The following is a 20,772-nucleotide window of genomic DNA, read 5'->3' on the forward strand; positions in this document are numbered from 1 at the left end:
CCCGATGTTCGGTCCCGGCGACTCGACGTTCGGTCCCGGCGACGTCCGGTTCTTCGACCGTCTCGCGCCGCTGTACGACTTCGTGATGCCGGGGGCCGATCCCGAGGTCCTCGCGGACGCGCTCGGCGTCGCGACCGGCCCGGTTCGGCGCGTGATCGACGTCGGTGGCGGATCCGGTCGCGCGGCGGCGCTGCCCGCCGGGCTGGACGCCGACGGCCCGGTCGTGGTCGACGCAAGTGCCGGGATGCTCGCACGTGCTCGTGAACGCGGGTTCGGCGCCGTTCGCGGCGACGCGGCGCGGCTCCCGGTCCACTCGAACGCGGTCGACGCCGCGGTGATCGTCGACGCGCTCCACCACTTTCCCGACGTTTCGGGCACGCTCGCGGAGCTGCGTCGAACGATACGTCCCGGCGGCGTGGTCGTGATCCGCGAGTTCGATCCGTCACATCCGCTCGGGCGCGTTCTGGCCGTCGGCGAGCGAGCCATCGGGATGGACTCGGCGTTCGTCACGCCTGCCGCCCTCCGCGACGCGCTCGAGGCGACCGGGTTCGAGACGGCCGTCCCCGATGACGGATTCATGTACACGGTCGTCGGGCGAGTTCCGGACTCCGAGGACGCGTCGCGGTAGGCCGGCCGAGGACGCGTCGCGGGAGGCCGGCCGAGGACGCGTCGCGGGAGGCCGGCCGAGGACGCGTCGCGGGAGGCCGGATCGGTCCCCGCGACGATCCGCACGAAACAAGGGCACCCCGTCCGGAACGGGGGTATGGACGTCGAAGCGTTCCTCGAGAGCCGCCTGGACCGTGCGGCGATCCCCCTGGCCGTGGGGGACGTCGTCGCGATCCTGGTGGTGTTGACGATCGGCGCGAACCAGCACAATCCGACCGACTTCCTGATCGAGAACCCGCTGTATCTCCTCGGGATCTACGCGCCCTTCCTGATCGGCTGGGTGCTCGTAGCGCCCCTCATCGGCGCGTACTCGCCGGGGGCGGTCGAGTCCGCGAAGGCGTCGGTTCCGCTCGTCGTTCGATCGTGGATTCCGGCGGCGCTGATCGGACTCGGGCTCCGGGCGACCCCGGTCTTTCACGGCGGCGTGCAGGCGGTCTTTGTCGCGGTGATGGTGGTGACGGGTGCGGTCGCGCTCGTCGTCTGGCGGGGGCTGTACTTCAAGCTCAGGTGACGCCACCCACCATAAATCACGAATCGAACACGTTCCGGCTTTTATATGGATCGGGTCGAATACGTTCGCCGTCCTTCTCGTCGGTCGGGAACCTGCAGCCCCCCTATTTATGTACGGGTCCTCGCTCCAGGTGTGATGAACGACCGCATCGGCGCACCCGGCTCGAACGTGTCGCGACGCGAATTTCTGGCGGCCACCGGCGGCGTCGGCTCCGCACTGCTTGCGGGCTGTCAGGCCCCGTCGAACGGCGGCGGCGCGAAGGCAATGACCGACTCGACGCCGACTCAAACGTCCGCGGAGTCGCTGCCGCGGACCAGCCCGCCCGAGGTCGTGGACGTCGACGAGCAGGGCGGTTCGGTGACGCTGTCGACCCAGCCGGCGGTCCACGCGGCCCACCCGCTCGACTCGATGGGCGGGCCCGTCGAGCTGCCCCGCGTGTGGGCGTTTCGGGCCGACGACGGCGACCCGAGCGTGCCCGGACCGATCATCCGGACGACCGAGGGCGAGGACATCGAGGTGACCCTCGACAACACCGACGGCCACCTTCCCCACACGATCCACTTCCACGGCTCGCAGAAGGCCTGGAAGGACGACGGCGTCCCGACGACGACCGGGATCACGGTCGCGCCAGGCGAGCAGCACACCTACGAGATCCCGGCCAACGTCCCCGGCACGCACCTCTATCACTGCCACTTCCAGACGCAGCGGCACATCGACATGGGGATGTACGGGATCTTCCGCGTCGACCCCAAGGGCTACGAGCCGGCCGACCGGGAGTACTTCATGACGGTGAAGGACTGGGACTCTCGGCTCAACCGGATGATGGCCGGCGAGGACGTCTCCTACAGCCCGCGGAACCGAAACCCGGACGTCTTCACCGTCAACGGGAAGGTCGCGCCGCGGACGTTCCACCCCGAGGACGGCTCGCCGATGATCGTCGACCACGGCGACACGGTCCGGCTGCACTGGGTCAACGCGGGCTACATGAGCCACCCGCTGCACATCCATAACCACCGATTCACGCGGACCGAGAAGGACGGCGGGACGATCCCCGAGGTCGCCCGCCACGAGATGGACGTCTGTAACGTCGCGCCGGCCGAGCGACACACCGTCGAGTTCACGGCGGACGCCGACCCCGGCATCTACCCGATGCACTGTCACAAGGTCGACCACGTGATGAACGGGAACGTCTATCCGGGCGGGATGCTCTCGGCGATCGTCTACCGCGAGGCGATGAACACCGACGTCTTCGCCGACCTGATGGAGTACGCTGGCTACCAGGGGTGAGACCGCGACCGGCGAGCCTACGCCGCGTTTCGGCGACCGAGAACGATCCCGGTGACCGACGCGACGGTCGCGAACCCGGCGAGGACGAGGAACAGCGTCGGCTCGGTGGCGTACTCGAGGATCGTCCCCGCGATCGCGCCGCCGAGCGCCCCCACGCCGAAGACGCCGAGGTAGGTGTAGCCGTACGAGAGTCCACGCGTGCCGGCGGGCGTGTACTCCGCGACGGTCGCCTGGTATAGCGGCTGGACGAGGAACAGGAACACGCCCATCAGCGCCCCGACGACCGCGAGCGGGACGAGTCCGAGGCCGGCCGCGGGAAGGAACGCGAGCGCGAGCACCGCGAGCCCGCCGAACCCGACCGCGATGCCGTACTCGACCGGCACGCGGTCCGTCAGCTTGCCGCCGACGTACTGGCCGACCACGCCGATCAGCAACAGTCCCGAGTAGAAGTAGTCGCTCGGCGCGAGCGTGTTCCCGTCGCTCGGATCGACCCCCAGCGGGCCGTGGAGGGCCTCCGGGAGGAGCGCGGCGATCGCGATCGGCTCGAACCCCTCGAGGCGTCCGAGCAGCTCCGGGAGGAACGTGAGGAACCCGCGGTAGTAGAGTCCCGAGCACATCACGACGAGGAAGACGAGCGCGAAGCTCCCGGCGAAGAGCCGCCGCGACTCGGCCCGGAACGCCGCGACCGAGTCGACGCCCGCGCTCGCCTTCGAGTCCCCGCCGCCGTCATCGCCGCCATCGCCGTCGGTCGCTGTGCCGCCGTCGCCGTCGGTCGCTGCGCTGCCGTCGCCGTCGGTCGCTGCGCTGCCGTCGCCGTCGGTCGCTGCGCTGCCGTCGCCGTCGGTTGCCGCCGCGACGCCGTCACCGTCAGCCTCGCTCCCGTCCTCGTCCCCGTCCGTCCCGATGGCGGCTTCGGGATCGATGTCGGACCGGGAGGCGTAGACGGCCGCCAGCAGCGCCGGAACCGCCAGCAGTCCCGCGACGACGCGCCAGTCGAGCACCAGAAGCAGCGTGGCCGCGACGAGGGGACCGAGGCCGATCCCGAGGTTCCCGGCGATCCCGTGATACGCGAAACCGGTCCCGCGCTCCTCGATCCCCTTCGAGATGAGCGAGAGGCCGGCCGGGTGGTACACCGAGGCGGCGACCCCCCACACGACGAGCGCCAGCGTGATCACCACCACGGTCGGCGCGAGCGCCAGCAGGCCGAAGGACGCGCCCATCCCGACCAGACACCACGTGATGAGCCGGCGGGAGCCGATCCGGTCGACCAGGATTCCACCCGGGAGGGCGCCGAGGCCGAACAGGCCGTAGCCGATCGTCACCACGACGCCGAGGGTCGCGGTCGTCACCTCGAGGGTCATCACGCCGAGGTCGATGACCGAGAACTCCGTCAGCCAGATCGCGACGAAGATCGGGACCGCGAGCTCGTAGGTGTGGACCATCCCGTGTGCCAGGGTGACCAACGCGACGATGGAGCGGTCGTTCCGGTTCACTGCCGCCGTCTCGGGCGCGCGGGTAGTTTATGGCTCCGATCGGCGTTGGAGTCCGTTCGGGTTGCGGTCCGTTCGGGTTGCGGCCCCTTCGGCGTTGGTTTCCTCGCGGAGCGGTGACCACCTCGCGGATCGGTGCCGGCCCGTGCACCGATCATCGCTTCCACACATCGACTGGCGCTCGGACGGTTCATAAGTTATGAGATGGTTTCAAGTCAACCATCCGATCGTGACTCCGTGGGCACGGGAAACAATTATATACCCATCGTCCGTACTATTGATCGTATTATGACTGGATACTACGACTACATCCTCGGCCTCATCCCCGCGGCGCTCATCGGGATCACTCTCGCGTTGACTCTCGTGGGCCTCCCCGTGGTGTCGGCCGTGCCCGTCGGCGCGACGGTCGCGATCGGACTGATGGGCCACGCGATGTTCCTCAAGGGTCCAGTCCCGGAGACGCCCTCCATCGAGACGAACGGTTTCGGCGCCGAATCCGGCGTCGACCGATCGACGCAGTCCCCCGGACTGTCCGCGCAGAACGCGGACTGATCCGTCCGTTTTTCGTCACGATCCGCCGTCGCGTCCTGATCGCGGGCCCTGATCGCGGGCCCTGATCCTCGACCGGCCGTGTGGCCTCCTCAACCGTTTTATCGTTGCCCGCCGAACCGCGAGTGTGACCGAGACACTGTTCCTCACCAGCGGCGAGGTCGCGGGGCTCGCGGGGCCGGCCGAATACGTCGACGTCGTCCGTGACGGCTACCGGCAGGTCGGCGAGGGCGCGCCCGCCGAACCGAGGACGAAGCTCGTGAATCGGGACCCAGCGGGGATGTTGACCACCTACGCCGCGATCCTCCCGGAGACCGGCGCGATGGGCGGGTACACCTACGCGGCCGGATTCGGCGCGAAGGACGTCTGGTTCATGACGCCGCTGTTCGACGCCGACTCCGGCGAACCGCTCGCGCTCATCGACGGCGCGTCGATGAATCCGTTTAAAACCGGAGCCGCCGGAGCGGTCGGCGTCGACGCGCTCGCGCGGGAGGACGCCGCCGAGGTCGCCGTCATCGGCGCCGGCGCGCAGGCTCGCGGCCAGCTCCGGGCGACGGCGACGGTCCGCGAGTTCGACGCCGGCCGGGTCTACTCGCCGACCCCCGAGAGCCGGGAGACGTTCGCCGCGGAGCTGACCGACACGCTGTCGTTCCCCGTCGAGGCGGTCGACTCCAGCGCCGCGGCGCTTGCGGACGCCGACGTCGTGATCACCGCGACGAACGCGAGCGATCCGGTGATCGACGACGGCGACGTCGAGCCCGGCACCCACATCACGGCGATGGGGCAGTACACGCCCGGCAAGAACGAGCTGCCGCCGGAGACGATCGCTCGAGCGACGTACGTCCCCGACCTTCGGGATCGCGTGCTGCAGGACGCCGGCTCCTTCCTCGCGGCGATCGATGCGGGCCTGATCGACGAGGCGGATCCGGAGGCCCACGTCCACGCCGAACTCGGTGAGATCGTCGCCGGGAGCGTCCCCGGCCGAACGGATGCGGACGAGGTGACGATCTTCGACTCCGGCGGCACCGGGATCGAGACCGTCGCGGCGGCACACCTCCTGTACGAACGCGCGGTCGAGCGGGGATTAGGGGAAACGATCTCGATATCGCCCGGCAGCGAGGCGCTCACGGGACGATAAAATCACGTGAGCCGATAACGAAGTATCGCGGCGATGCCGCCGAGGTTGTGGAGCTGCTCGCCCGGGGCGAACTCGCTGGAGAAGACGACGACGTCGCCGCCCTGCTGTTCGACCGATTCGATCACGTCGTTGACGTCGATCTCCCAGTCACCGTCGCCCTGTCTCTCGGTCCGGAGCCGGTCGTCGACGACCAACAGCGTCTCCACCGCGCCGAATTCGGCGGCCTCGGCGACGTCCGCCGGTCCGTAGGTGGCCTTCGCGCCCTCGGCGATCCGCTCGGTCAGATCGTCGATGAGCGCCGCCTCCTTCGCGATCCGGGTTTCGTCCTGGACCTCCTCGACGGCGCCCCGCTTGAGGACCTCGTGGACGCCGCGGTCGCCCACGCTCGCGGTATCGACGACGCGGATCGAGGCGTCGAGCTCGGGGAACTCCTCGGCGACGTACTCGCGTGCGTCCCGCTTGGTGAAGCCCGGCCCCGCGAGGATGATCGCGTCGGCGTCGAGGTGGACGAGCGCGGACCCGAGCTCCTCGAAGAGTTCGGTTCGGGGCCGGGCGTACTCGCCCTTGCCGGTCGGCCGCGTGAACGAGGCGTACTCGTCGGTGCCGTACTGCTCGACGGTGTGGATGAACGCCGCGCCCTCCTCGACGGTCGCGATCGCGACGTCGGGGTTCTCGGCGGCTTCGGTGGCCTCCTCGATCCGCTCGAGCTGGTCGGGCTTGAAGCGCTTCTCGACGGTGATCTCGTCGTGTTCCTCGACGTTGATCGTGTGGTGTTGCCCGAGCTGGTCCTCGCGGGAACAGCCGACGATCTCGCCGCCGACCCGCAGCCGGTTGGCGAACCGGGCGAACTCGACGGTCTCGACCGCGAGCGTGACGAACAGGTGCTCGCGCTCCCCGCCGGTGTCCCGCATCTGGTCGTCGTTTCGCTGGATCCGACGCGTCGTGTCGCCCTCGACGCGGTCGCCCGGCTCGAGGACGTGTGAGAGATGCCAGAGGTCGTCGACGGTCTCCGGGACGAGGGAGAGTCGCTCACGCCCCTCCTCCCCGTGGCCACGATCCGTGATTCGCATACCGGCGGTTCGCCCGCCGAGGTATCAACGCTTGGCTTCTCGGCTCGACGTCCCGTCCGTCCCCCAGACGAACCCGCCGGTCGTCTCGTCGACGCTTTCGTCGGAATCGTCGGGCGCATCGGAATCGTCGGGCGCATCGGAATCGTCGGGCGCATCGGAATCGTCGGAATCGTCGGAAGCGCCGGAAGCGTCGGCACGCGAGGGCTCGTCCGTTGCGGCAGGATCGACGCGACGACCGACCTGGAGCGCCGGTGCAACGTCGTGATCGACCGGAAGTTCCTCTCCATCCCGTGACTCGGCCGCCACACGATCGTTTTCCGCAGTTTCCCCGGCGGTCACGGAAGCCTTCGAATCAGCCGGCGTTTCGGCGGAGCTGCCGCGCGAAACGGGCTCATCGACCGGGCTGGAGTCACCGCCCGAGTCGGGGCGGGATTCATCGTCCGAGTCGGGGCGGGACCGAAGCGCCGGCGCGGCACCGCGGCCGTACAGCGACCGGGTCACGATCCGGACCACGAACAGGCCGGCGATCCCGACGAGGAACGGGGTCAGCGCGAGCGCCAGCGCGGCACCGACGATCCCCACGGCCGCCTCGAGGAGCCAGCCGACGGCGTACTCGCCGGTTCCGGCGACCCGAAGGACGCGACGGGGACGAAGCCCGTCGCGCAGTCGGCCGGTCGCGGCGAAGCAGGCCAGCCCCGCCGGCCGGACGTAGATGGCGCCCGCGGCCACGCTGCAGGTCGTGGCGACCGTCACGGCGCCGATCGCGAGGACGGCGATCGAGGCGCCGGCGGGATCGAGGAGGACGGCGCCGATCTCGCCGGCCACGGATCGGAGGACCTCGATCCCGGCTGATCCGACGCCGATCGGACTGGAACCGGTGGTCGAACCGAGACCGGTGGTCGGATCGAGGCCGGCCGGGAGCGGTCGCGTCACCGCCTCGCCGAGCGGGATGCCGGATTCCCGCGCGGACTGGACGGTGATGGCGGCGAGCCCGATCACCGGAACGAGCGCCGCCGGGAGCGCGTAGCCGATCGACAGCAGGATGGACTTGACGCCGTCGACGTACAGCGACGGGAAGTCCCGGAACGCCGGGGCGCCGGGGTCGCCCTCGATCCCCGCGTGGACGACGGACACGTCGTAACCACGCAGGAGGAACAGCGGCGCGCCCAGGACCGGCAGGAGGACGACGACTCGCGGATCGACGACGACGCCGACGAGCCAGGCCAACGCCGCGATCCGACCGAGGACGAGGAGGGCGGTGCCGACCAGGACCGTCGCCACGACGTCGGGGCCGCGGCCGGGGGTCGCGATCGCCTCGCGGAGCATACCGACACGTCTCGCCGTGTTTATAAATAGTTCCTGGCAAGGGACCGTATGCAACGCGTCGGCACGCGAGGTGCACGACATGCCGGCTGACGGGAAAGTCACGGAGGAGTTCTTCCGGACCCGAATCGCGACCCGGCTCGGGGCCGACCGTGAGGACGTCCGACTCGGTCCGAAACACGGCTGCGATTTCGGGGTGGTTCGGGGGTCGGGGGAGGAGACCGCCACCGTGCTCGCGACGGACCCGATCTCGATCCTGCCGGCCCTCGGGTACGAGCGTGCGGGGCGGTTCGCGCTGCACATCGTCCTCTCGGACGTCGCCGTCTCGGGGATCGCGCCGAGCCACCTCTCCATCGCCTTCTCGCTCCCCGCCGGGATGACCGACGAGGCGTTCGACCGGGTCTGGACGGCGATCCACGAGGAATGCGCCGACCTCGGGATCGCCATCACGACCGGTCACACCGCGCGGTACCCGGGAAGCACGTTCCCCTGGGTCGGGGCCGCGACGGCGATCGGCCGCGGCGAGCCCGACCGGATCGTCCGTCCCGACGGCGCGCGCCCGGGCGACCGCATCGTCGTGACCAAGGGCCCGGCCGTCGAGGCGACCGGCCTGTTCGCCTCGCTGTATCCCGAGGCGCTCGACGAGCTCCCGCCCGAGGTCGTCGCGACCGCCCAACGGCGTCTCGATGACGTCCGACTCGTCCGGGACGCGCTCGCGCTCGCCGACCACGACGGCGTTCACGCGATGCACGACGCGACCGAGGGCGGCCTGCTGGGTGCGTTCCACGAGTTGGCGAGCGCCGGCGGGGTCAACATCGGCGTCGAGACCGAGCGCGTGCCGATCCGGCCGGGCGTCGAGGAGACCTGCGCCGTGCTCGGGATGGATCCCTGGCGGGCCACGACCGCCGGGACCCTCCTCGCGGCCGTCGACGCGGCCGTCGCCGAGGACGTCGTCTCGACGCTTCGCGACCGGGGAACCCCCGCCGCGGTCGTGGGAGAGGTCCTGGCGGACGCCGCGGGGGATGCCGGCGATGACGCCGCGGGAGATGGCGACGATGCCGGCGATGGCGGTGGAAACGCCCCCGCCCGCGTCGTGGTCGACGGCGAGGACACCGAGCCGCCCGCCGGGGACTCCTCCTGGCCGGTGTACGCGCGCCTCTCGGAGGCTCGGTAGCTCGCGTTCGCGGTCGCGGGGACCCGATCCCCGTCGTCCGCCGAACGCGGATCGGGTGCCTTTATCCGATCCGAGCGGTAGACCCGGGTATGGTGCGGGACCCGTCACGGCGCGAGGAACCGCCCGACCCGCAGGCGGTGCTGTCGGCGTTGAGCGACGACGACGCCGTCGACATCATCGCCGCGCTCGACGCGCCGAAGACCGCGAGCGAGCTCTCCGAGGAGTGTGACATCCCGCTCTCGACGACCTACCGGAAGCTGGAGCTGTTGACCGACGCCGATCTGCTGCAGGAATCGACCGAGATCCGACGCGACGGCCAGCACACGACGCGATACGACGTGGCCTTCGATTCGGTCACCGTCGAACTCGACGAGGACAACGCGCTGTCGATCGAGTTCTCGCGACCGGATCGGGCGACGGACCAGCGGCTCGCGGCCCTCTGGTCGCAAGTCCGGGAGGAGACGTGACCCGGCCCGTCGCCGGTCGGCGATCGCCCGTGATCGGGCCCGACCGATCGGAGCGGTTCCGCGCTCGACCACCCGGTACCGTGCTCGACCGATCGGATCCACGCTCGCGGATCGCTCGCGATCCGACCACCACAGACCGACCACGGAGGAACACCCATGGCTGACGTGTACATCAACCTGCTCATCATCGCCGCGAAGACCGCCATCCTACTGCTCGGTGGCAGCATCACGTACTACGCGGGACGCGCGTATCGCCGCACGGGCGACCCGTCGTTACGCGCCCTGTCGATCGGCTTCGGGCTCGTGACGGTGGGAGCGTTGCTCGGCGGCATCTCGCATCAGGTGCTCGCTCTGGAACTCGCGATCGGGATCGCGATAAACAGCGTCCTGACCGCGTTCGGGTTCGGGGTCATCGTCTACTCGTTGTACATCGAGTGACCGGTCCGCCGCGTTGCGGGTCGCGTTGCGGGTCGCGGTTCGGGTCGCGATTCGGGTCGCGGTTCGGGTCCCAGGCCTGCCGGATGGGGCGCTATGTCGACCGGCCGTTCATCCGGTCGGCCGGCGCGACCGAGACCGGCTCGTCCCGCGGGAGCAGTACTTCGACGGCCTCGACGTCCGGGAGCTTGACACCCTCAGCCAGCATCGGATCGATGACGCGATCGATGACGGTCCGCGCGACCGTTCGGGTGTAGGTGTCGCCGTCGACGTCCATCTCGTCGAGGGTTATCTGTCTCGTCCGCGCACCGTCGAGCGTCGCCACGAGCAGGGCAGCCGTCTCCTGGACGTCGATCGGTTCGAAGGTTCCCTCCGCGATCCCCTGTTCGATGATCTCCGCCACCGTTCCGCGGAAGACCCGGTCGCTGCGCTGGAGCTGCGACCGGATCCGGTCGTTGAACGGGCCCTGTGAGCGGAGCTCCAACAGCGCGATGTGGAAGTGCTCCCGGTCGGTCTCGTCGGGGTCGAACCCGAACCACGCGATGAACTCGACGAGCCGCTCGGTGGCCGGGCGATCGGCACCCGCCTCGGCGCGGCGCTCGAACGTGGTGATGAGGTGGTCGAGGAACGCGACGAGCAGGTCCTCCTTCGTGTCGTAATGGTAGTGTAACAGCGACTTGCTCTTCGAGCACGCGTCCGCGATGTCCTGCATCGTCAGGTCCGCGTATCCGTGTTCGCGCAGGGCACGGTAGACGCCGGCCATGATCTCCTCGGCCGTGCTCGCGTCGTCGCTCATTCACCGAACGGTGGTCAAGCACGCGTAAATGTGCATTGATACCGGCGATGCTGGGGGCCCCACCTGGATGCCGTCTTCCGAAGTGGACCGGATCGCGCCGGGATACGCTTACAAGGACGTGCGGGGTACCCGACGTATGACCGATTTCACGGCGGAAGCACCCCTCACGCGGCTCGTCCGGTCGTTTCGTACGGACGGTGTGCGGATCGCGGATACACGGGCTGGCGACGCCCGGACCGGGAACGCACGGGTCGGGACGTATTACGACGACCTCCGCGAACGCTTCGACGCCGTGGAACCCACGATCCGCGCGTTCGTCGGCGAACGACCCGATGACGTGGCCTCCGACGGCCACGATGACGTCGACGGTCGCCGGAACGGGCGCCGAAACCGGAACGGGCGTCGAAACCGGAACGGGCGCCGAAACCGGAACGGACGCCGAAACCGGGACGAGGGTCGGTTCGAGCGGATCGATCGAGCGCTCGAAGCCCGCCGCGAAACCGCCCGAAACGAGCCGAATTGCCCGCCGCTTTACGGGATTCCGATCGGCGTCAAGGACGTCATTCACGTTGACGGGCTGCCGACGCGAGCCGGATCCACGGTTCCGCCCGCGGCGCTGTCCGGACCCGAGGCGTCGGTCGTCACGGCGCTCCGCGAGGCCGGCGCGGTGGTGCTCGGAAAGACGGTAACGGCGGAGTTCGCGCACTTCGCGCCGGGGCCGACGCGAAATCCCCACGATCCGGGACACACGCCCGGCGGGTCGAGCAGCGGGTCGGCGGCGGCGGTGGCAGCCGGGCTGTGTCCGCTCGCGCTGGGCACGCAGACGATCGGGTCGGTGAACCGCCCGGCGTCCTTCTGCGGGATCGTCGGCGTGACGCCGAGCGCCGGTCGGGTCCCGACCGACGGAATCGTTCCGGCCGCGCCGTCGGTCGACGTCGTCGGGTACTTCACCCAGGACGTCGCGGGTGCCCGTATCGCAGCCGACGTCGTGTATCCGGATTGGCGGGGCGCGTCCTCCCCGCCGCCGCTCGAGCGGGTCGGCGTGATGGACGGGCCGTATCTCGACCGGGCTGACGAGGTCGCACGTGAACATCTCCGAACCCACGTCGACCGGCTCGACGCCGCCGGATACGAGGTCGTTCGGCTCCCGATCGTCGCGGGAACGGACGCGGAAGCGGCGGCGGTGATCGACCGACACGAAACTCTCGTGGCGGCCGAATTCGCGCGTTCACACGCCGAGCTGTTTCCGGAGTACGGCGACCGCTATGCCCCCGCGACCGCCGAGCTGATACGCGAGGGGCGGTCGGTCTCCGCGGGAACCCTCGCGGACGTTCGTGCGGGCCGGTCCGCGCTCCGCGACCGCGTCCACTCGGCGATGGACGCCAACGATCTCGACGTCGTCGTCAGTCCGTCCGCCCCGGGTCCGGCTCCCGAGGGGATCGACTCGACCGGCGACCCGGTTCTGAACCTGCCGTGGACCCATGCAGGCCTCCCGACGGTCACCGTTCCGGCGACCGAGACGGACGCGGGGCTCCCGATCGGGATCCAGTGTATCGCGCGCCACGGTGCGGACGAGCGGCTGCTCGCGTGGTGTTCGGCGATCGAACGGGCGGTGGCGGGCGGACGTGAGTGGTCGATGTGAGTGACCGACGTCAGTGACTCGACGGGACGACGTGTTGGGGCACCTGTCGCGAAGGGCCGCCTACTGTGCCTGGACGCGCCACGTGGTCGCGCCGGTGTAGGACCACTTCTCGATCTCCAGGTCGGGGAGCGAGCCCTGCAGCTGGACCATCAGGGCGCCGATCTCCTTCGGCGAGAGGTCGACGTCGTCGGCGATGAACTTCCCCTTGATGTAGATCTCGCCGTTCTTCGCCTCCTCGCGGAGGAAGTCGGCGAGTCGGCGCGCTTTCGGTGACCCGTACGATCCGTCCGTGCTGCTGGTGTTGGTGCTCATGGGTTGTGTGCGTTCGCGGCGTTCGATTTGTGGCCGTCGTGGGCGGCCGATCGTTGCTCGGAGTCGCTGCGGGGACTGTGGTCGTGTCCGACGATCGCGCACACGACGTTCAGCGCGAGCAGGAGCAGGAACAGCTCCGCGCTCGCGTCGATGACGATCCCGTGCAGGACCGGGAGGTACGTCAGCGGGAGCAACACCGCCGTCCAGAACGCCCCCGCACGGAGGCGTCGACCGGTGCCTCGGCGGAGCCGCGTGGGAAGGGCGGTGGTGGGTCGGAGGGAATGATTCGACATCTGTGTCACCTGCTTCGTTTCCATCACTGCCCCCGAGGGGTATATAATAGGACGAGCGTTGGCGCTGATTCACGTCGATTAACGCCGACCCACGACGTTTCACGACCTTTTAGGAACCGAGTCCGACGTTTTATAACGCTCTTAAAAACTCTTAGACCTTTCACAATCCGTTTTGAGGGGTTTTCATTGAACGGAATTCGGACGTCGGAATCACCGACTGCTCCGACGGATCGGGCTGGATTCGGGTGCGATCGGGGCCTCATCGCGGCTCGCCGCGGCGGCGCGCGCGGTTACCGGCAGCGGGCGCCAAGAGACGAACGAGGTACCGTGGCACTCCCCGTGGTTCGGCTCAGGGGGATGTCACGGTTACGTCACCCGTGATCAACTGTGCGGACGGGGGCGCGATCGTGATCCCGTTCTCATCAAACCGCCGTTTCACCAGTCGCCGGAAATCGGAGCGGATCGTCAGAATGTCCTTGTTTCTCGGGTCATCGATCCAGAACTCCGCCTGCAACGTGATCGCGTTCTCGCCGAGGTCGACGATCCGAGAGTTCGGTACTGGCTCACCGAGAACTGGCTCCAGAGCCGTCGCGACCCGTTGTAGCTCCAGCAGCGCCCGCTCGGTGTCCTCGTAATAGGCGACGAACACCCGTTCCGTGATTCGATAGTTATGCCGGCCGTAGGGGCGTGTGATCGCGTTGGTCGTAAGTACAGTGTTCGGGACCGCGATCGTTTCGTGGTTCGGCGTACGGATGCGAGTGACGCGAAAATCGACCGCTTCGATGGTCCCGTCCCCGCCCGGCCACTCGATCCAGTCACCGACGTTGAAGTCCGGATCCGCGACGAGAAACATTCCGCTGATGAGCGATCCGAACACTTGCTGACCGGCGATACCGAGCGCGAACGTGATGGCCGCGATGATGATCGCGGACTCGGAGAGTATCCCTCCGTACCCGGCGGCAATGATGCCCGTGAGGATCGCGAACCCGATCAGCACGACCCGAAGGTACGTCTCCGTCGCCGTCTCGATCGTGGGATTGTTTCGATTACGCGATCTGACAACCCGGGTCGCAAGCGGGATGAGAACGCCCCGGCCGCCGAAGTAGACGACGCCGAATCCGACGGTGAACCAGAACAGTTCCGATAGTATCCGGTTGTACGCCGAAAGAACGTCGATCAACCACGGGTGGGTACCCTGTCCGATCATATGTGCGTTTTCGGGGCGGACCACCAAAAATCACGACACGGTCTCTCGCGTCGTGTTTAGTTACGGGACAAAACTGAGGCGTGCTGGTCTCCGAGTCGTCACCGGCGGCCGTAGGTCAGCCGCATCGCGACGCCGTCAAGCCGGTCCGTGAGACGGCCGAGCCAAGCGCCCGGCGAGACGGCACGGGCCGACCCGTCGTCGACCTCGATGTACTCCTCGTCGACGGATCCGGGGCCGTCCTCGGACATCTCGACGACCGCGGTCATTCCGCAGCGGCCGCAGGCCTCCTTCGGTTCGTCCATATATGAGTATCGTTCGCACGCCAGATTGATAAATCTGATCGCGACGCGTCGACTCCACGTGTGCCGGAACCGGATGCTGGTCGAAGGATGTTTACGGTGGCCACGCCAGAAGTTACCACGATGAGCGATTCCGAGACGGTTCCGGACGCGCCGGCGGCGGTCGACGACCATCCCGATCGACCGCAGGTGGCCGACGAGCATCTCCAACGCGTCGCGGACCGGTTGCGCCACAGTTATGACCTCGAGACCGACCGGACGGTCCGCGGCGAACGCTTCGACCTGTACGGCCACCTGGCGGTGGAAAGCCAGAAGCAGTTCCTCCATCGATCGATCAACTGGGCCAACCACGAGACGGAGGAACACGTCTTCACGCGCCGTCAGGAGCGGCTTTCCCCGTCGACGCTCGACCGGCTCGTCGATCTCGGACACGAGCTGGCGGCCGACTGGATCGACCCCGACGAGACCCACCAGGCCACCGAGTTCACTTTCGTGATCGTCGTTCCCGAGATCACCGACGACGTGCGCGCGTACGTCGAGGGCTTCCGCGACCGGACCCTCCTGGCGTTCGGCTATTACGGCCATTACGAGGTGAACCTCGCCGTGGTCGCGCCCGACCGTGAGACGGCCGTCGCGAGCGAGCTCGCGGACGTCGTCGAGGCGTTCGCGTTCTGGGACCGCGAGCCGCGGACGGCGCCGGATCCCGACGGCCTCCGCTCCCGGATCACGTCGTGGTTTACAAGATAGCGGGCCTCGTCGGAACGAGGACCACGGTGCGTCCCCGTTCCGAACCCATCCTCGGACCGTTTCCGAACCCGTTCTCAAGCCGTTTCCGAACCCGTTCTCAAGCCGTTTCCGAACTGATCATGGGCCGATCACGGACCGGCGGTGGACCGGGCTAGTCGTCGCCCGGTTGGACGTCCGGTCCCCTGCCCCGTCGTGCGTCGCTGATGTTCGCGTAGCCGATCCGAACCAGCGACAGCGCGAGGAAGATCAACACGAGCCCGAGGACGATCTGGACGCCGGCGGAGAGCATCGACCCGATCCCCTCGGCACCGCCCTGCACCAGGTTTACGAGGAGGTTCTCGTAGACCGTGATCCAGACCAGTCCGAGGACGGTTATCGTTACCATCAGTGCCATCGGCACGCCGGTGCTGATCAGCTGCTTGGAGCGGTCCCAGTTGGCGATCCAAACGGTCGCGGTCAGCAGCGCGAGCGCGGCGAGCAGCTGGTTCGCGCCGCCGAACAGCGCCCACAGCGTCGCCCACTCGCCGGAGATGACGAGCACGTACGCGATCCCGCACTGGAGCACCGGATTGGTGTAGCGCCCGCGGGCGAACGACCCGATGCCGCCCGAGAGGCCGGTCTCGGTGCCGCTGCCCTGCGTGCCGACGATCTCCTCCATCATATACCGCCCGAGCCGGGCGGCCGTGTCGGTCGAGGTGAGCAGGAAGCTCACGAGCACGAGGGCCATGAAGGGCCCGCCGTAGGCCGTCGGAATGCCGAAGCTCGTCAGGATCACACCGCCGCCGGCCGCGAAGTTCGGGAGCGCGCCGCCGATGCCGCCGCCCGCGGCCGCGCTCGCGCCGCCCGCGATGGCGAGGGTGGCGATCGCCGTCGTCGCGAGCAGTCCCTCCGCGAGCATCCCGCCGTAGCCGATGAGCCGGGCGTCGCTCTCCTTGTTCAGCTGTTTGGCCGTCGTGCCCGAGGAGACCAGCGAGTGGAACCCGCTGATCGTCCCGCAGGCGATCGTGACGAACAGCAGGGGGAACAGCGGGTACGGCGCGACCGAGTCGACGCCGAAGAAGCCCTCGAAGGCGTTGATGCTGTCGGCGACCACCAGGGGTTCCGCCGACGTGCCGAGCAGGGTTCCGACGATGATCGCGAGGAGGGCCCCGCCGACGCCCGCGTACAGCAGGAACGACGAGAGGTAATCGCGGGGCTGCAGGAGCACCCACACCGGAAGCGCGCTCGCGATCGCGGCGTAGAGCAGTATCACGGGGACCCACGCCGCGGCGTTTCCGTTGAGCGCCGCGGTTCCCGCGCCGGGGATCCACGATCCGGTGCCGCCGAACAGGACGAGCGTGCCGGCCGGATGGGTTCCTTCGGCCAGCTCGAAGAGCGCGATCGGGTACTGGATCCCGACCCAGACGCCCGCGAACACGCCGGCGACGAAGACGATCGTGCCGGGAATGAGCGGCCCGTCCATCTGGTAGAGGTAGATCCCGAAGACGATCGCCAGCGCGATGTAGATGACGCTGGCCGTCGCCGCCTGCGGATAGGCGTTCAGGACGATCCCGACCACGAGCGCGAACACGCCCACGACGAGGATGATCGTCAGGAACGCGAACCACAAGAGCATGTTCTTGCCGCGCTCGCCGACGTACTCGCCCATGATGTAGCCGATCGACTTCCCCTCGTGTCGGACCGAACTCGACAGCGAGACGAAGTCGTGAACCGCCCCCATCAGTGGGTTTCCGATCGCGACCCACGCCAGCGCCGGGAGCCACCCCCAGATGGCCCCGGCGGTGATCGGGCCGACGATCGGCGCCCCGCCGGCGATGCTCGAAAAGTGGTGCCCGAGCAGGACCGGCTTCTTCGAGGGGACGTATTCCTGTCCGTCATCGTATTTATGTGCCGGCGTCTCACGGTCGTCGTCCAGTTCAACGAACCGCGCCAGATACCTCGAATACGCGAGGTAGCCGACGGTGAACGTTACGATCGACGCCAGAATGAGCCACAGTACTTGGACCATTGTATCCTCCTTCACGGATTATGAGAAAAATTACTTAATGATTGTGGTATCTGTGAACTGGTTACACGTGTGGTGTGGAACCAACCCATACTAACTGGAGCACACGACCCACCGCCGTGGAATACGTGCGAACCACCGTGAGAGACGAAGAACCACCGTGAGAGACGAAGAACCACCGTGAGAGACGAAGAACCACCGTGAGAGACGAAACCGCTACGCGCGATCGAACGCCATCGGGCTGGAATTAGTCGGTTGTCGGGGCATCCGGCGCCGTCTCGATCGCGATCTCCTCGGCGATCTCGGCGAGGAGATCGCCTTTGATCTCGGAGACGCGTTGTTGGAGCACCGCGACGACCGGCTCGTCGAACTCCTCGCGGATCCGATCGAGTCGTCGTCGGTCGGTTTGGTGCCGTTCCCGGAGATACGTCGCCCCGATCCCCGTCTCGTCCGGGTCGGGCTCCGGCGCCACCTTGTTGACGATCAGCCCGCCGACGCCGAGTCCGGCCTCCGAGAGGTCCGCGATCGCACGGTGGGACTCCTCGATCGAGAGGTCGTCGGGGTTCAACACCAGGTAGAAGGCGGCCTCCTCGCGGAGGACGCGTCCCGCGAACTCGAAGGTCTCCTTGCGGTCGGTCAGTCGCTCGATGATCGGGTCGTTCGCGAGCTTCTCGCGGGCCTCGGCGTCCCCGATCGCGGCCTTCTCGAAGAGGTCGACGCTCTCGCGCCGTTTGGCCATCAGCCGATCGATCCACGACTCGAGGAACTCCGGCAGCGCCAGCAGCCGGAGGGTCCCGCCCGTCGGCGAGGTGTCGAATATCACCCGGTCGTAGTCCTCGCTGTTTCGCATCACGTCGATGAACCGGTCGAACAGCGCCGCCTCGTAGGCACCCGGCGTCCGGTGGGCGAGCTCGATCTGGCGGTCGATCTCGTTGACGATCGCCGGGCTCACCTGGTCGCTCATCGCCGACCGGATCTCCGCCATATGGCGCTTGATCTCGGCGTCGGGGTCGATCTCCATCGCAAACAGGTTGTCGTGTCCCGCCACCGCCTCCGGTTCGTCGCCGAACCGTTGGTCGAAGACGTCGGAGGTGCTGTGTGCCGGATCGGTGGACACGAGGAGGGTATTGAGCCCGTCACGCGCACACCGCAGGCCGTAGGCGCTCGAGACGGTCGTCTTGCCGACGCCGCCTTTGCCCCCGAAGAAGACGAACTTGCGCATCAGAAGTGGTACTGTTGGCCCTTGCGTTCGATCAGCGACTGTCGGTCCCACATCCGCCGCTCCCAGGCGACGAACTCGTCGGTGAGGTACGGGAGCAGCTCCGCCGTGTAGTAGGAGACGGGGCTGGGGATGCCGAAGGCGTCGGCGAAACAGGCGAACATGAACACGTCCGCCGCGTCCTCGGCCTCCTTCTCGATCTTCTCGAAGGACGGGTGCTCGATCATCCCGTGATAGAGTCCGTGCAGCCACTCCTCGAGGAGCTCGCGGAACGCCTCGATGCGCTCGTGAAGGGTCATTTCCCGGCCACACCTCCGGTTTCGTTCGGAATCACACCGGAGCTATCACGGTGAGTTCAATAAACGTTTGTGTCGGATCCACATGCCAAGGTAGGGATACTCGGCCCGTCCCGTCCGGTCAGATCGTCCTTCCGGGTCCCCCGGCCGACCGCAACCGGCAACCCAGCCCGGCCGACCGCAACCGGCAACCCAGCCCGACCGACCGCAACCATCAACCCGGACCGGGCGAACACATCCATATGAACGATCGTACCACCACGACCGCCGGCGGTTCCGCACCGGGCGCCGACGGTCCCACCCAGGGGTTCGTCCTCGCCGGGACCGCCTCGGGGGTCGGCAAGACGGTCGCGACCCTCGCGGTTCTGCAGGCCCTCGAGGACGCCGGCCACGAGCCGGTCGCGGCCAAGGCCGGTCCCGACTTCATCGATCCGAGCCACCACGCCGTGGTGACCGGCTCACCGTCGCGAACCCTCGACACCTGGATGCAGGGAGTCGACGGGGTTCGCCGCTCGATCGCCCGGTCCGCGGGCGATTTCGTCGTGGTGGAGGGGATGATGGGGCTCTACGACGGCAGCGTGACCTCGACCGCCGCGACCGCGGCGGCGCTCGACCTCCCGGTCGTCCTCGTCGTCGACGCCAGCGCGGGGATGCAAAGCGTCGGCGCGACCGCGCTCGGATTTCGCGAGTACGCGGCACACACCCCTCTTCCCGAGGACGCTCGGACCGACTTCGACGGCGATCCGCCGTCTCTCGACGTCGTCGGCGTCCTCGCCCAACGCGCCCACGGCGGACGGCACGCCGAGGGGATCCGGGAGTCGCTGCCCGACGGGATCGCCTTTGTGGGCCGGATCCCGCCGACCGAGGAGCTCGAGATCCCGGACCGCCACCTGGGGCTCCGGATGGGCGACGAGGCGCCGATCGATCCGGCGACGATCGCGGACGCCGCCGGGGCGATCGACGTCGAGGCGCTCCGGGACGTCGCCGGGCCGCCGGCACGGCCCGCGTCGGGCCCGAACGGGGCTTCGGGATCGGACCGAATTGCGGGGTCGGACCGAGTCGCGGGGTCGGACCGAGTCGCGGAAGCGGATGCGGGAACGGACGCGGGATCGAGTGACGGGCACCGACCGACGGTCGCGGTCGCCCAAGACGCCGCGTTCCGGTTCGTCTATCCGGCGGTTCGCGAGCGGCTCGCCGCCCTGGCCGCCGTCGAGCCCTTCGCGCCGGTCGCGGGCGAGGATCTTCCCGCGTGCGACGCGGTCTACCTCCCCGGCGGCTATCCGGAGCTGCACGCGGATGCGCTCGCGGACTCGCCCGCCCTGTCGACGATCGCGGACCGGGCGGCGGAGGGGCTCCCGATCCTCGGCGAGTGCGGCGGGCTGATGGCGCTGTCGGAGTCGCTCACCACGACGGCGGGCGACACCCACGAAATGGCCGGCGTGTTGCCGGGCGCGGTCCGAATGCGTGACCGCTACCAGGCGCTCGACCACGTCGATCTTCACGCGCGGCGCGACACGCCGGCGGCGACCGCGGGGGAGACCCATCGCGGCCACGAGTTCCACTACTCCTCGCACGCGCTCGCCGGGACGGCGGCGACGGCCTCCAGCGGGGACGCCGCCGTCGATCCCGACACCGACGCCCGGTTCGCCTTCGACGTCCGGCGCGGCGAGGGGATCGACGGCGACCACGACGGGCTGACGACGTACCGCACGGTCGGGACGTACGCCCACCGGCACGCCGATTCGGGGATGATCGACCGGCTCGTGGCGGCGGCTCGCGGCCAGGAGTGATCCGGCCGGGAACGGCGGCTCGGGCGCCGGGATTGCACCACGGGAGGGGAAGGCTA

The 20,772-nt window shown here is 68.6% G+C and carries 22 protein-coding genes; 11 read left to right on the forward strand and 11 right to left on the reverse strand.

What is annotated here, in order from left to right:
* Positions 1-4: 4 nt before the first annotated feature.
* From CPZ00_RS01970 to CPZ00_RS01980, 3 genes are all read left to right on the forward strand, one after another.
* Positions 5-628: a class I SAM-dependent methyltransferase gene (locus CPZ00_RS01970; protein WP_096389172.1), complete on the forward strand. Its 624-nt coding sequence runs from the start codon at positions 5-7 to the stop codon at positions 626-628.
* Positions 629-763: 135 nt separating this feature from the next.
* The gene (locus CPZ00_RS01975; protein ID WP_096389174.1) at positions 764-1,177 is read left to right on the forward strand and encodes a DUF3054 domain-containing protein; all 414 of its coding nucleotides are present in this window, start codon (positions 764-766) and stop codon (positions 1,175-1,177) included.
* A gap of 135 nt (positions 1,178-1,312) precedes the next feature.
* Entirely contained in the window at positions 1,313-2,464 is a 1,152-nt protein-coding gene (locus CPZ00_RS01980) for a multicopper oxidase domain-containing protein (protein ID WP_096389176.1), read from the forward strand.
* 17 nt (positions 2,465-2,481) lie between these two features.
* On the opposite strand, the gene CPZ00_RS01985 is transcribed toward CPZ00_RS01980, so the two are convergent.
* A complete protein-coding gene (locus tag CPZ00_RS01985; RefSeq protein ID WP_096391559.1) occupies positions 2,482-3,906 on the reverse strand; it encodes an MFS transporter in 1,425 nt (474 codons plus the stop codon).
* A 336-nt stretch (positions 3,907-4,242) separates the two neighbouring features.
* Between CPZ00_RS01985 and CPZ00_RS01990 the strand changes: the two genes are divergently transcribed.
* Positions 4,243-4,506, forward strand: a complete 264-nt coding sequence (locus CPZ00_RS01990) for a hypothetical protein (protein WP_096389178.1) — start codon at positions 4,243-4,245, stop codon at positions 4,504-4,506.
* A 124-nt stretch (positions 4,507-4,630) separates the two neighbouring features.
* Complete coding sequence (locus tag CPZ00_RS01995) at positions 4,631-5,641, forward strand: ornithine cyclodeaminase family protein (protein ID WP_096389180.1); 1,011 nt, start codon at positions 4,631-4,633, stop codon at positions 5,639-5,641.
* Positions 5,642-5,643: 2 nt separating this feature from the next.
* Here the strand turns inward: CPZ00_RS01995 and CPZ00_RS02000 are convergent, their stop codons facing one another.
* The gene (locus CPZ00_RS02000) at positions 5,644-6,711 is read right to left on the reverse strand and encodes an mRNA surveillance protein pelota (RefSeq protein WP_096389182.1); all 1,068 of its coding nucleotides are present in this window, start codon (positions 6,709-6,711) and stop codon (positions 5,644-5,646) included.
* 24 nt (positions 6,712-6,735) lie between these two features.
* Positions 6,736-8,037 (reverse strand): DUF4013 domain-containing protein, encoded by a 1,302-nt coding sequence (locus CPZ00_RS02005; RefSeq protein WP_172861745.1) that lies wholly within the window; start codon positions 8,035-8,037, stop codon positions 6,736-6,738.
* A 79-nt stretch (positions 8,038-8,116) separates the two neighbouring features.
* On the opposite strand from CPZ00_RS02005, the gene CPZ00_RS02010 reads away from it, so the two are divergent.
* The 3 genes from CPZ00_RS02010 to CPZ00_RS02020 all read left to right on the forward strand — a co-directional run bounded on the left by CPZ00_RS02010 (position 8,117) and on the right by CPZ00_RS02020 (position 10,113).
* Positions 8,117-9,208, forward strand: a complete 1,092-nt coding sequence (locus CPZ00_RS02010; RefSeq protein ID WP_096389186.1) for an AIR synthase family protein — start codon at positions 8,117-8,119, stop codon at positions 9,206-9,208.
* A gap of 89 nt (positions 9,209-9,297) precedes the next feature.
* Positions 9,298-9,675 carry a winged helix-turn-helix domain-containing protein gene (locus CPZ00_RS02015; RefSeq protein ID WP_096389188.1) on the forward strand — a complete coding sequence of 126 codons (378 nt, stop codon included), beginning with the start codon at positions 9,298-9,300 and terminating at the stop codon, positions 9,673-9,675.
* A 156-nt stretch (positions 9,676-9,831) separates the two neighbouring features.
* Complete coding sequence (locus CPZ00_RS02020) at positions 9,832-10,113, forward strand: DUF7521 family protein (RefSeq protein WP_096389190.1); 282 nt, start codon at positions 9,832-9,834, stop codon at positions 10,111-10,113.
* Between the two features lie 91 nt (positions 10,114-10,204).
* On the opposite strand, the gene CPZ00_RS02025 is transcribed toward CPZ00_RS02020, so the two are convergent.
* The gene (locus tag CPZ00_RS02025; protein WP_096389192.1) at positions 10,205-10,906 is read right to left on the reverse strand and encodes a TetR/AcrR family transcriptional regulator; all 702 of its coding nucleotides are present in this window, start codon (positions 10,904-10,906) and stop codon (positions 10,205-10,207) included.
* 136 nt (positions 10,907-11,042) lie between these two features.
* Between CPZ00_RS02025 and CPZ00_RS02030 the strand changes: the two genes are divergently transcribed.
* Entirely contained in the window at positions 11,043-12,548 is a 1,506-nt protein-coding gene (locus tag CPZ00_RS02030; RefSeq protein ID WP_096389194.1) for an amidase, read from the forward strand.
* A gap of 60 nt (positions 12,549-12,608) precedes the next feature.
* Here the strand turns inward: CPZ00_RS02030 and CPZ00_RS02035 are convergent, their stop codons facing one another.
* From CPZ00_RS02035 to CPZ00_RS02050, 4 genes are all read right to left on the reverse strand, one after another.
* Positions 12,609-12,860: a DUF7123 family protein gene (locus CPZ00_RS02035; RefSeq protein ID WP_096389196.1), complete on the reverse strand. Its 252-nt coding sequence runs from the start codon at positions 12,858-12,860 to the stop codon at positions 12,609-12,611.
* Positions 12,857-13,153, reverse strand: coding sequence for a hypothetical protein (locus CPZ00_RS02040; RefSeq protein ID WP_096389198.1), 297 nt, complete (start codon positions 13,151-13,153; stop codon positions 12,857-12,859). Before CPZ00_RS02040 ends, CPZ00_RS02035 begins: the two co-directional genes overlap by 4 nt.
* 349 nt (positions 13,154-13,502) lie before the next feature.
* On the reverse strand, positions 13,503-14,360 hold the full coding sequence (locus tag CPZ00_RS02045) for a mechanosensitive ion channel family protein (RefSeq protein ID WP_096389200.1): 858 nt from the start codon (positions 14,358-14,360) through the stop codon (positions 13,503-13,505).
* A gap of 98 nt (positions 14,361-14,458) precedes the next feature.
* On the reverse strand, positions 14,459-14,662 hold the full coding sequence (locus tag CPZ00_RS02050; protein ID WP_096389202.1) for a hypothetical protein: 204 nt from the start codon (positions 14,660-14,662) through the stop codon (positions 14,459-14,461).
* 120 nt (positions 14,663-14,782) lie between these two features.
* Between CPZ00_RS02050 and CPZ00_RS02055 the strand changes: the two genes are divergently transcribed.
* A complete protein-coding gene (locus tag CPZ00_RS02055; RefSeq protein ID WP_199243378.1) occupies positions 14,783-15,406 on the forward strand; it encodes a hypothetical protein in 624 nt (207 codons plus the stop codon).
* Positions 15,407-15,557: 151 nt separating this feature from the next.
* Here CPZ00_RS02055 and CPZ00_RS02060 read toward each other — a convergent pair whose 3' ends face one another.
* The 3 genes from CPZ00_RS02060 to CPZ00_RS02070 all read right to left on the reverse strand — a co-directional run bounded on the left by CPZ00_RS02060 (position 15,558) and on the right by CPZ00_RS02070 (position 18,929).
* Complete coding sequence (locus CPZ00_RS02060; RefSeq protein WP_096389204.1) at positions 15,558-17,414, reverse strand: carbon starvation CstA family protein; 1,857 nt, start codon at positions 17,412-17,414, stop codon at positions 15,558-15,560.
* 244 nt (positions 17,415-17,658) lie between these two features.
* Positions 17,659-18,633 (reverse strand): ArsA family ATPase, encoded by a 975-nt coding sequence (locus CPZ00_RS02065; protein WP_096389206.1) that lies wholly within the window; start codon positions 18,631-18,633, stop codon positions 17,659-17,661.
* Positions 18,633-18,929, reverse strand: a complete 297-nt coding sequence (locus CPZ00_RS02070; protein WP_096389208.1) for a hypothetical protein — start codon at positions 18,927-18,929, stop codon at positions 18,633-18,635. Before CPZ00_RS02070 ends, CPZ00_RS02065 begins: the two co-directional genes overlap by 1 nt.
* A 239-nt stretch (positions 18,930-19,168) precedes the next feature.
* Here CPZ00_RS02070 and CPZ00_RS02075 point away from each other — a divergent pair, with 239 nt between their 5' ends.
* Positions 19,169-20,716 (forward strand): cobyrinate a,c-diamide synthase, encoded by a 1,548-nt coding sequence (locus CPZ00_RS02075; protein ID WP_096389210.1) that lies wholly within the window; start codon positions 19,169-19,171, stop codon positions 20,714-20,716.
* Positions 20,717-20,772 lie beyond the last annotated feature (56 nt).

The organism is Halopenitus persicus (assembly GCF_002355635.1).
GTDB lineage: Archaea > Halobacteriota > Halobacteria > Halobacteriales > Haloferacaceae > Halopenitus > Halopenitus persicus_A.

What these genes read in the sequence shown, in the direction of transcription:
- CPZ00_RS01970 (WP_096389172.1), top strand. Translation starts at nt 5, where the DNA reads ATGTTCGGTCCCGGCGACTCGACGTTCGGTCCCGGCGACGTCCGGTTC.
- CPZ00_RS01975 (WP_096389174.1), top strand. Translation starts at nt 764, where the DNA reads ATGGACGTCGAAGCGTTCCTCGAGAGCCGCCTGGACCGTGCGGCGATC.
- CPZ00_RS01980 (WP_096389176.1), top strand. Translation starts at nt 1,313, where the DNA reads ATGAACGACCGCATCGGCGCACCCGGCTCGAACGTGTCGCGACGCGAA.
- CPZ00_RS01985 (WP_096391559.1), bottom strand. Translation starts at nt 3,906, where the DNA reads ATGGTCCACACCTACGAGCTCGCGGTCCCGATCTTCGTCGCGATCTGG.
- CPZ00_RS01990 (WP_096389178.1), top strand. Translation starts at nt 4,243, where the DNA reads ATGACTGGATACTACGACTACATCCTCGGCCTCATCCCCGCGGCGCTC.
- CPZ00_RS02000 (WP_096389182.1), bottom strand. Translation starts at nt 6,711, where the DNA reads ATGCGAATCACGGATCGTGGCCACGGGGAGGAGGGGCGTGAGCGACTC.
- CPZ00_RS02005 (WP_172861745.1), bottom strand. Translation starts at nt 8,037, where the DNA reads ATGCTCCGCGAGGCGATCGCGACCCCCGGCCGCGGCCCCGACGTCGTG.
- CPZ00_RS02010 (WP_096389186.1), top strand. Translation starts at nt 8,117, where the DNA reads ATGCCGGCTGACGGGAAAGTCACGGAGGAGTTCTTCCGGACCCGAATC.
- CPZ00_RS02015 (WP_096389188.1), top strand. Translation starts at nt 9,298, where the DNA reads ATGGTGCGGGACCCGTCACGGCGCGAGGAACCGCCCGACCCGCAGGCG.
- CPZ00_RS02020 (WP_096389190.1), top strand. Translation starts at nt 9,832, where the DNA reads ATGGCTGACGTGTACATCAACCTGCTCATCATCGCCGCGAAGACCGCC.
- CPZ00_RS02025 (WP_096389192.1), bottom strand. Translation starts at nt 10,906, where the DNA reads ATGAGCGACGACGCGAGCACGGCCGAGGAGATCATGGCCGGCGTCTAC.
- CPZ00_RS02030 (WP_096389194.1), top strand. Translation starts at nt 11,043, where the DNA reads ATGACCGATTTCACGGCGGAAGCACCCCTCACGCGGCTCGTCCGGTCG.
- CPZ00_RS02035 (WP_096389196.1), bottom strand. Translation starts at nt 12,860, where the DNA reads ATGAGCACCAACACCAGCAGCACGGACGGATCGTACGGGTCACCGAAA.
- CPZ00_RS02040 (WP_096389198.1), bottom strand. Translation starts at nt 13,153, where the DNA reads ATGTCGAATCATTCCCTCCGACCCACCACCGCCCTTCCCACGCGGCTC.
- CPZ00_RS02045 (WP_096389200.1), bottom strand. Translation starts at nt 14,360, where the DNA reads ATGATCGGACAGGGTACCCACCCGTGGTTGATCGACGTTCTTTCGGCG.
- CPZ00_RS02050 (WP_096389202.1), bottom strand. Translation starts at nt 14,662, where the DNA reads ATGGACGAACCGAAGGAGGCCTGCGGCCGCTGCGGAATGACCGCGGTC.
- CPZ00_RS02055 (WP_199243378.1), top strand. Translation starts at nt 14,783, where the DNA reads ATGAGCGATTCCGAGACGGTTCCGGACGCGCCGGCGGCGGTCGACGAC.
- CPZ00_RS02060 (WP_096389204.1), bottom strand. Translation starts at nt 17,414, where the DNA reads ATGGTCCAAGTACTGTGGCTCATTCTGGCGTCGATCGTAACGTTCACC.
- CPZ00_RS02065 (WP_096389206.1), bottom strand. Translation starts at nt 18,633, where the DNA reads ATGCGCAAGTTCGTCTTCTTCGGGGGCAAAGGCGGCGTCGGCAAGACG.
- CPZ00_RS02070 (WP_096389208.1), bottom strand. Translation starts at nt 18,929, where the DNA reads ATGACCCTTCACGAGCGCATCGAGGCGTTCCGCGAGCTCCTCGAGGAG.
- CPZ00_RS02075 (WP_096389210.1), top strand. Translation starts at nt 19,169, where the DNA reads ATGAACGATCGTACCACCACGACCGCCGGCGGTTCCGCACCGGGCGCC.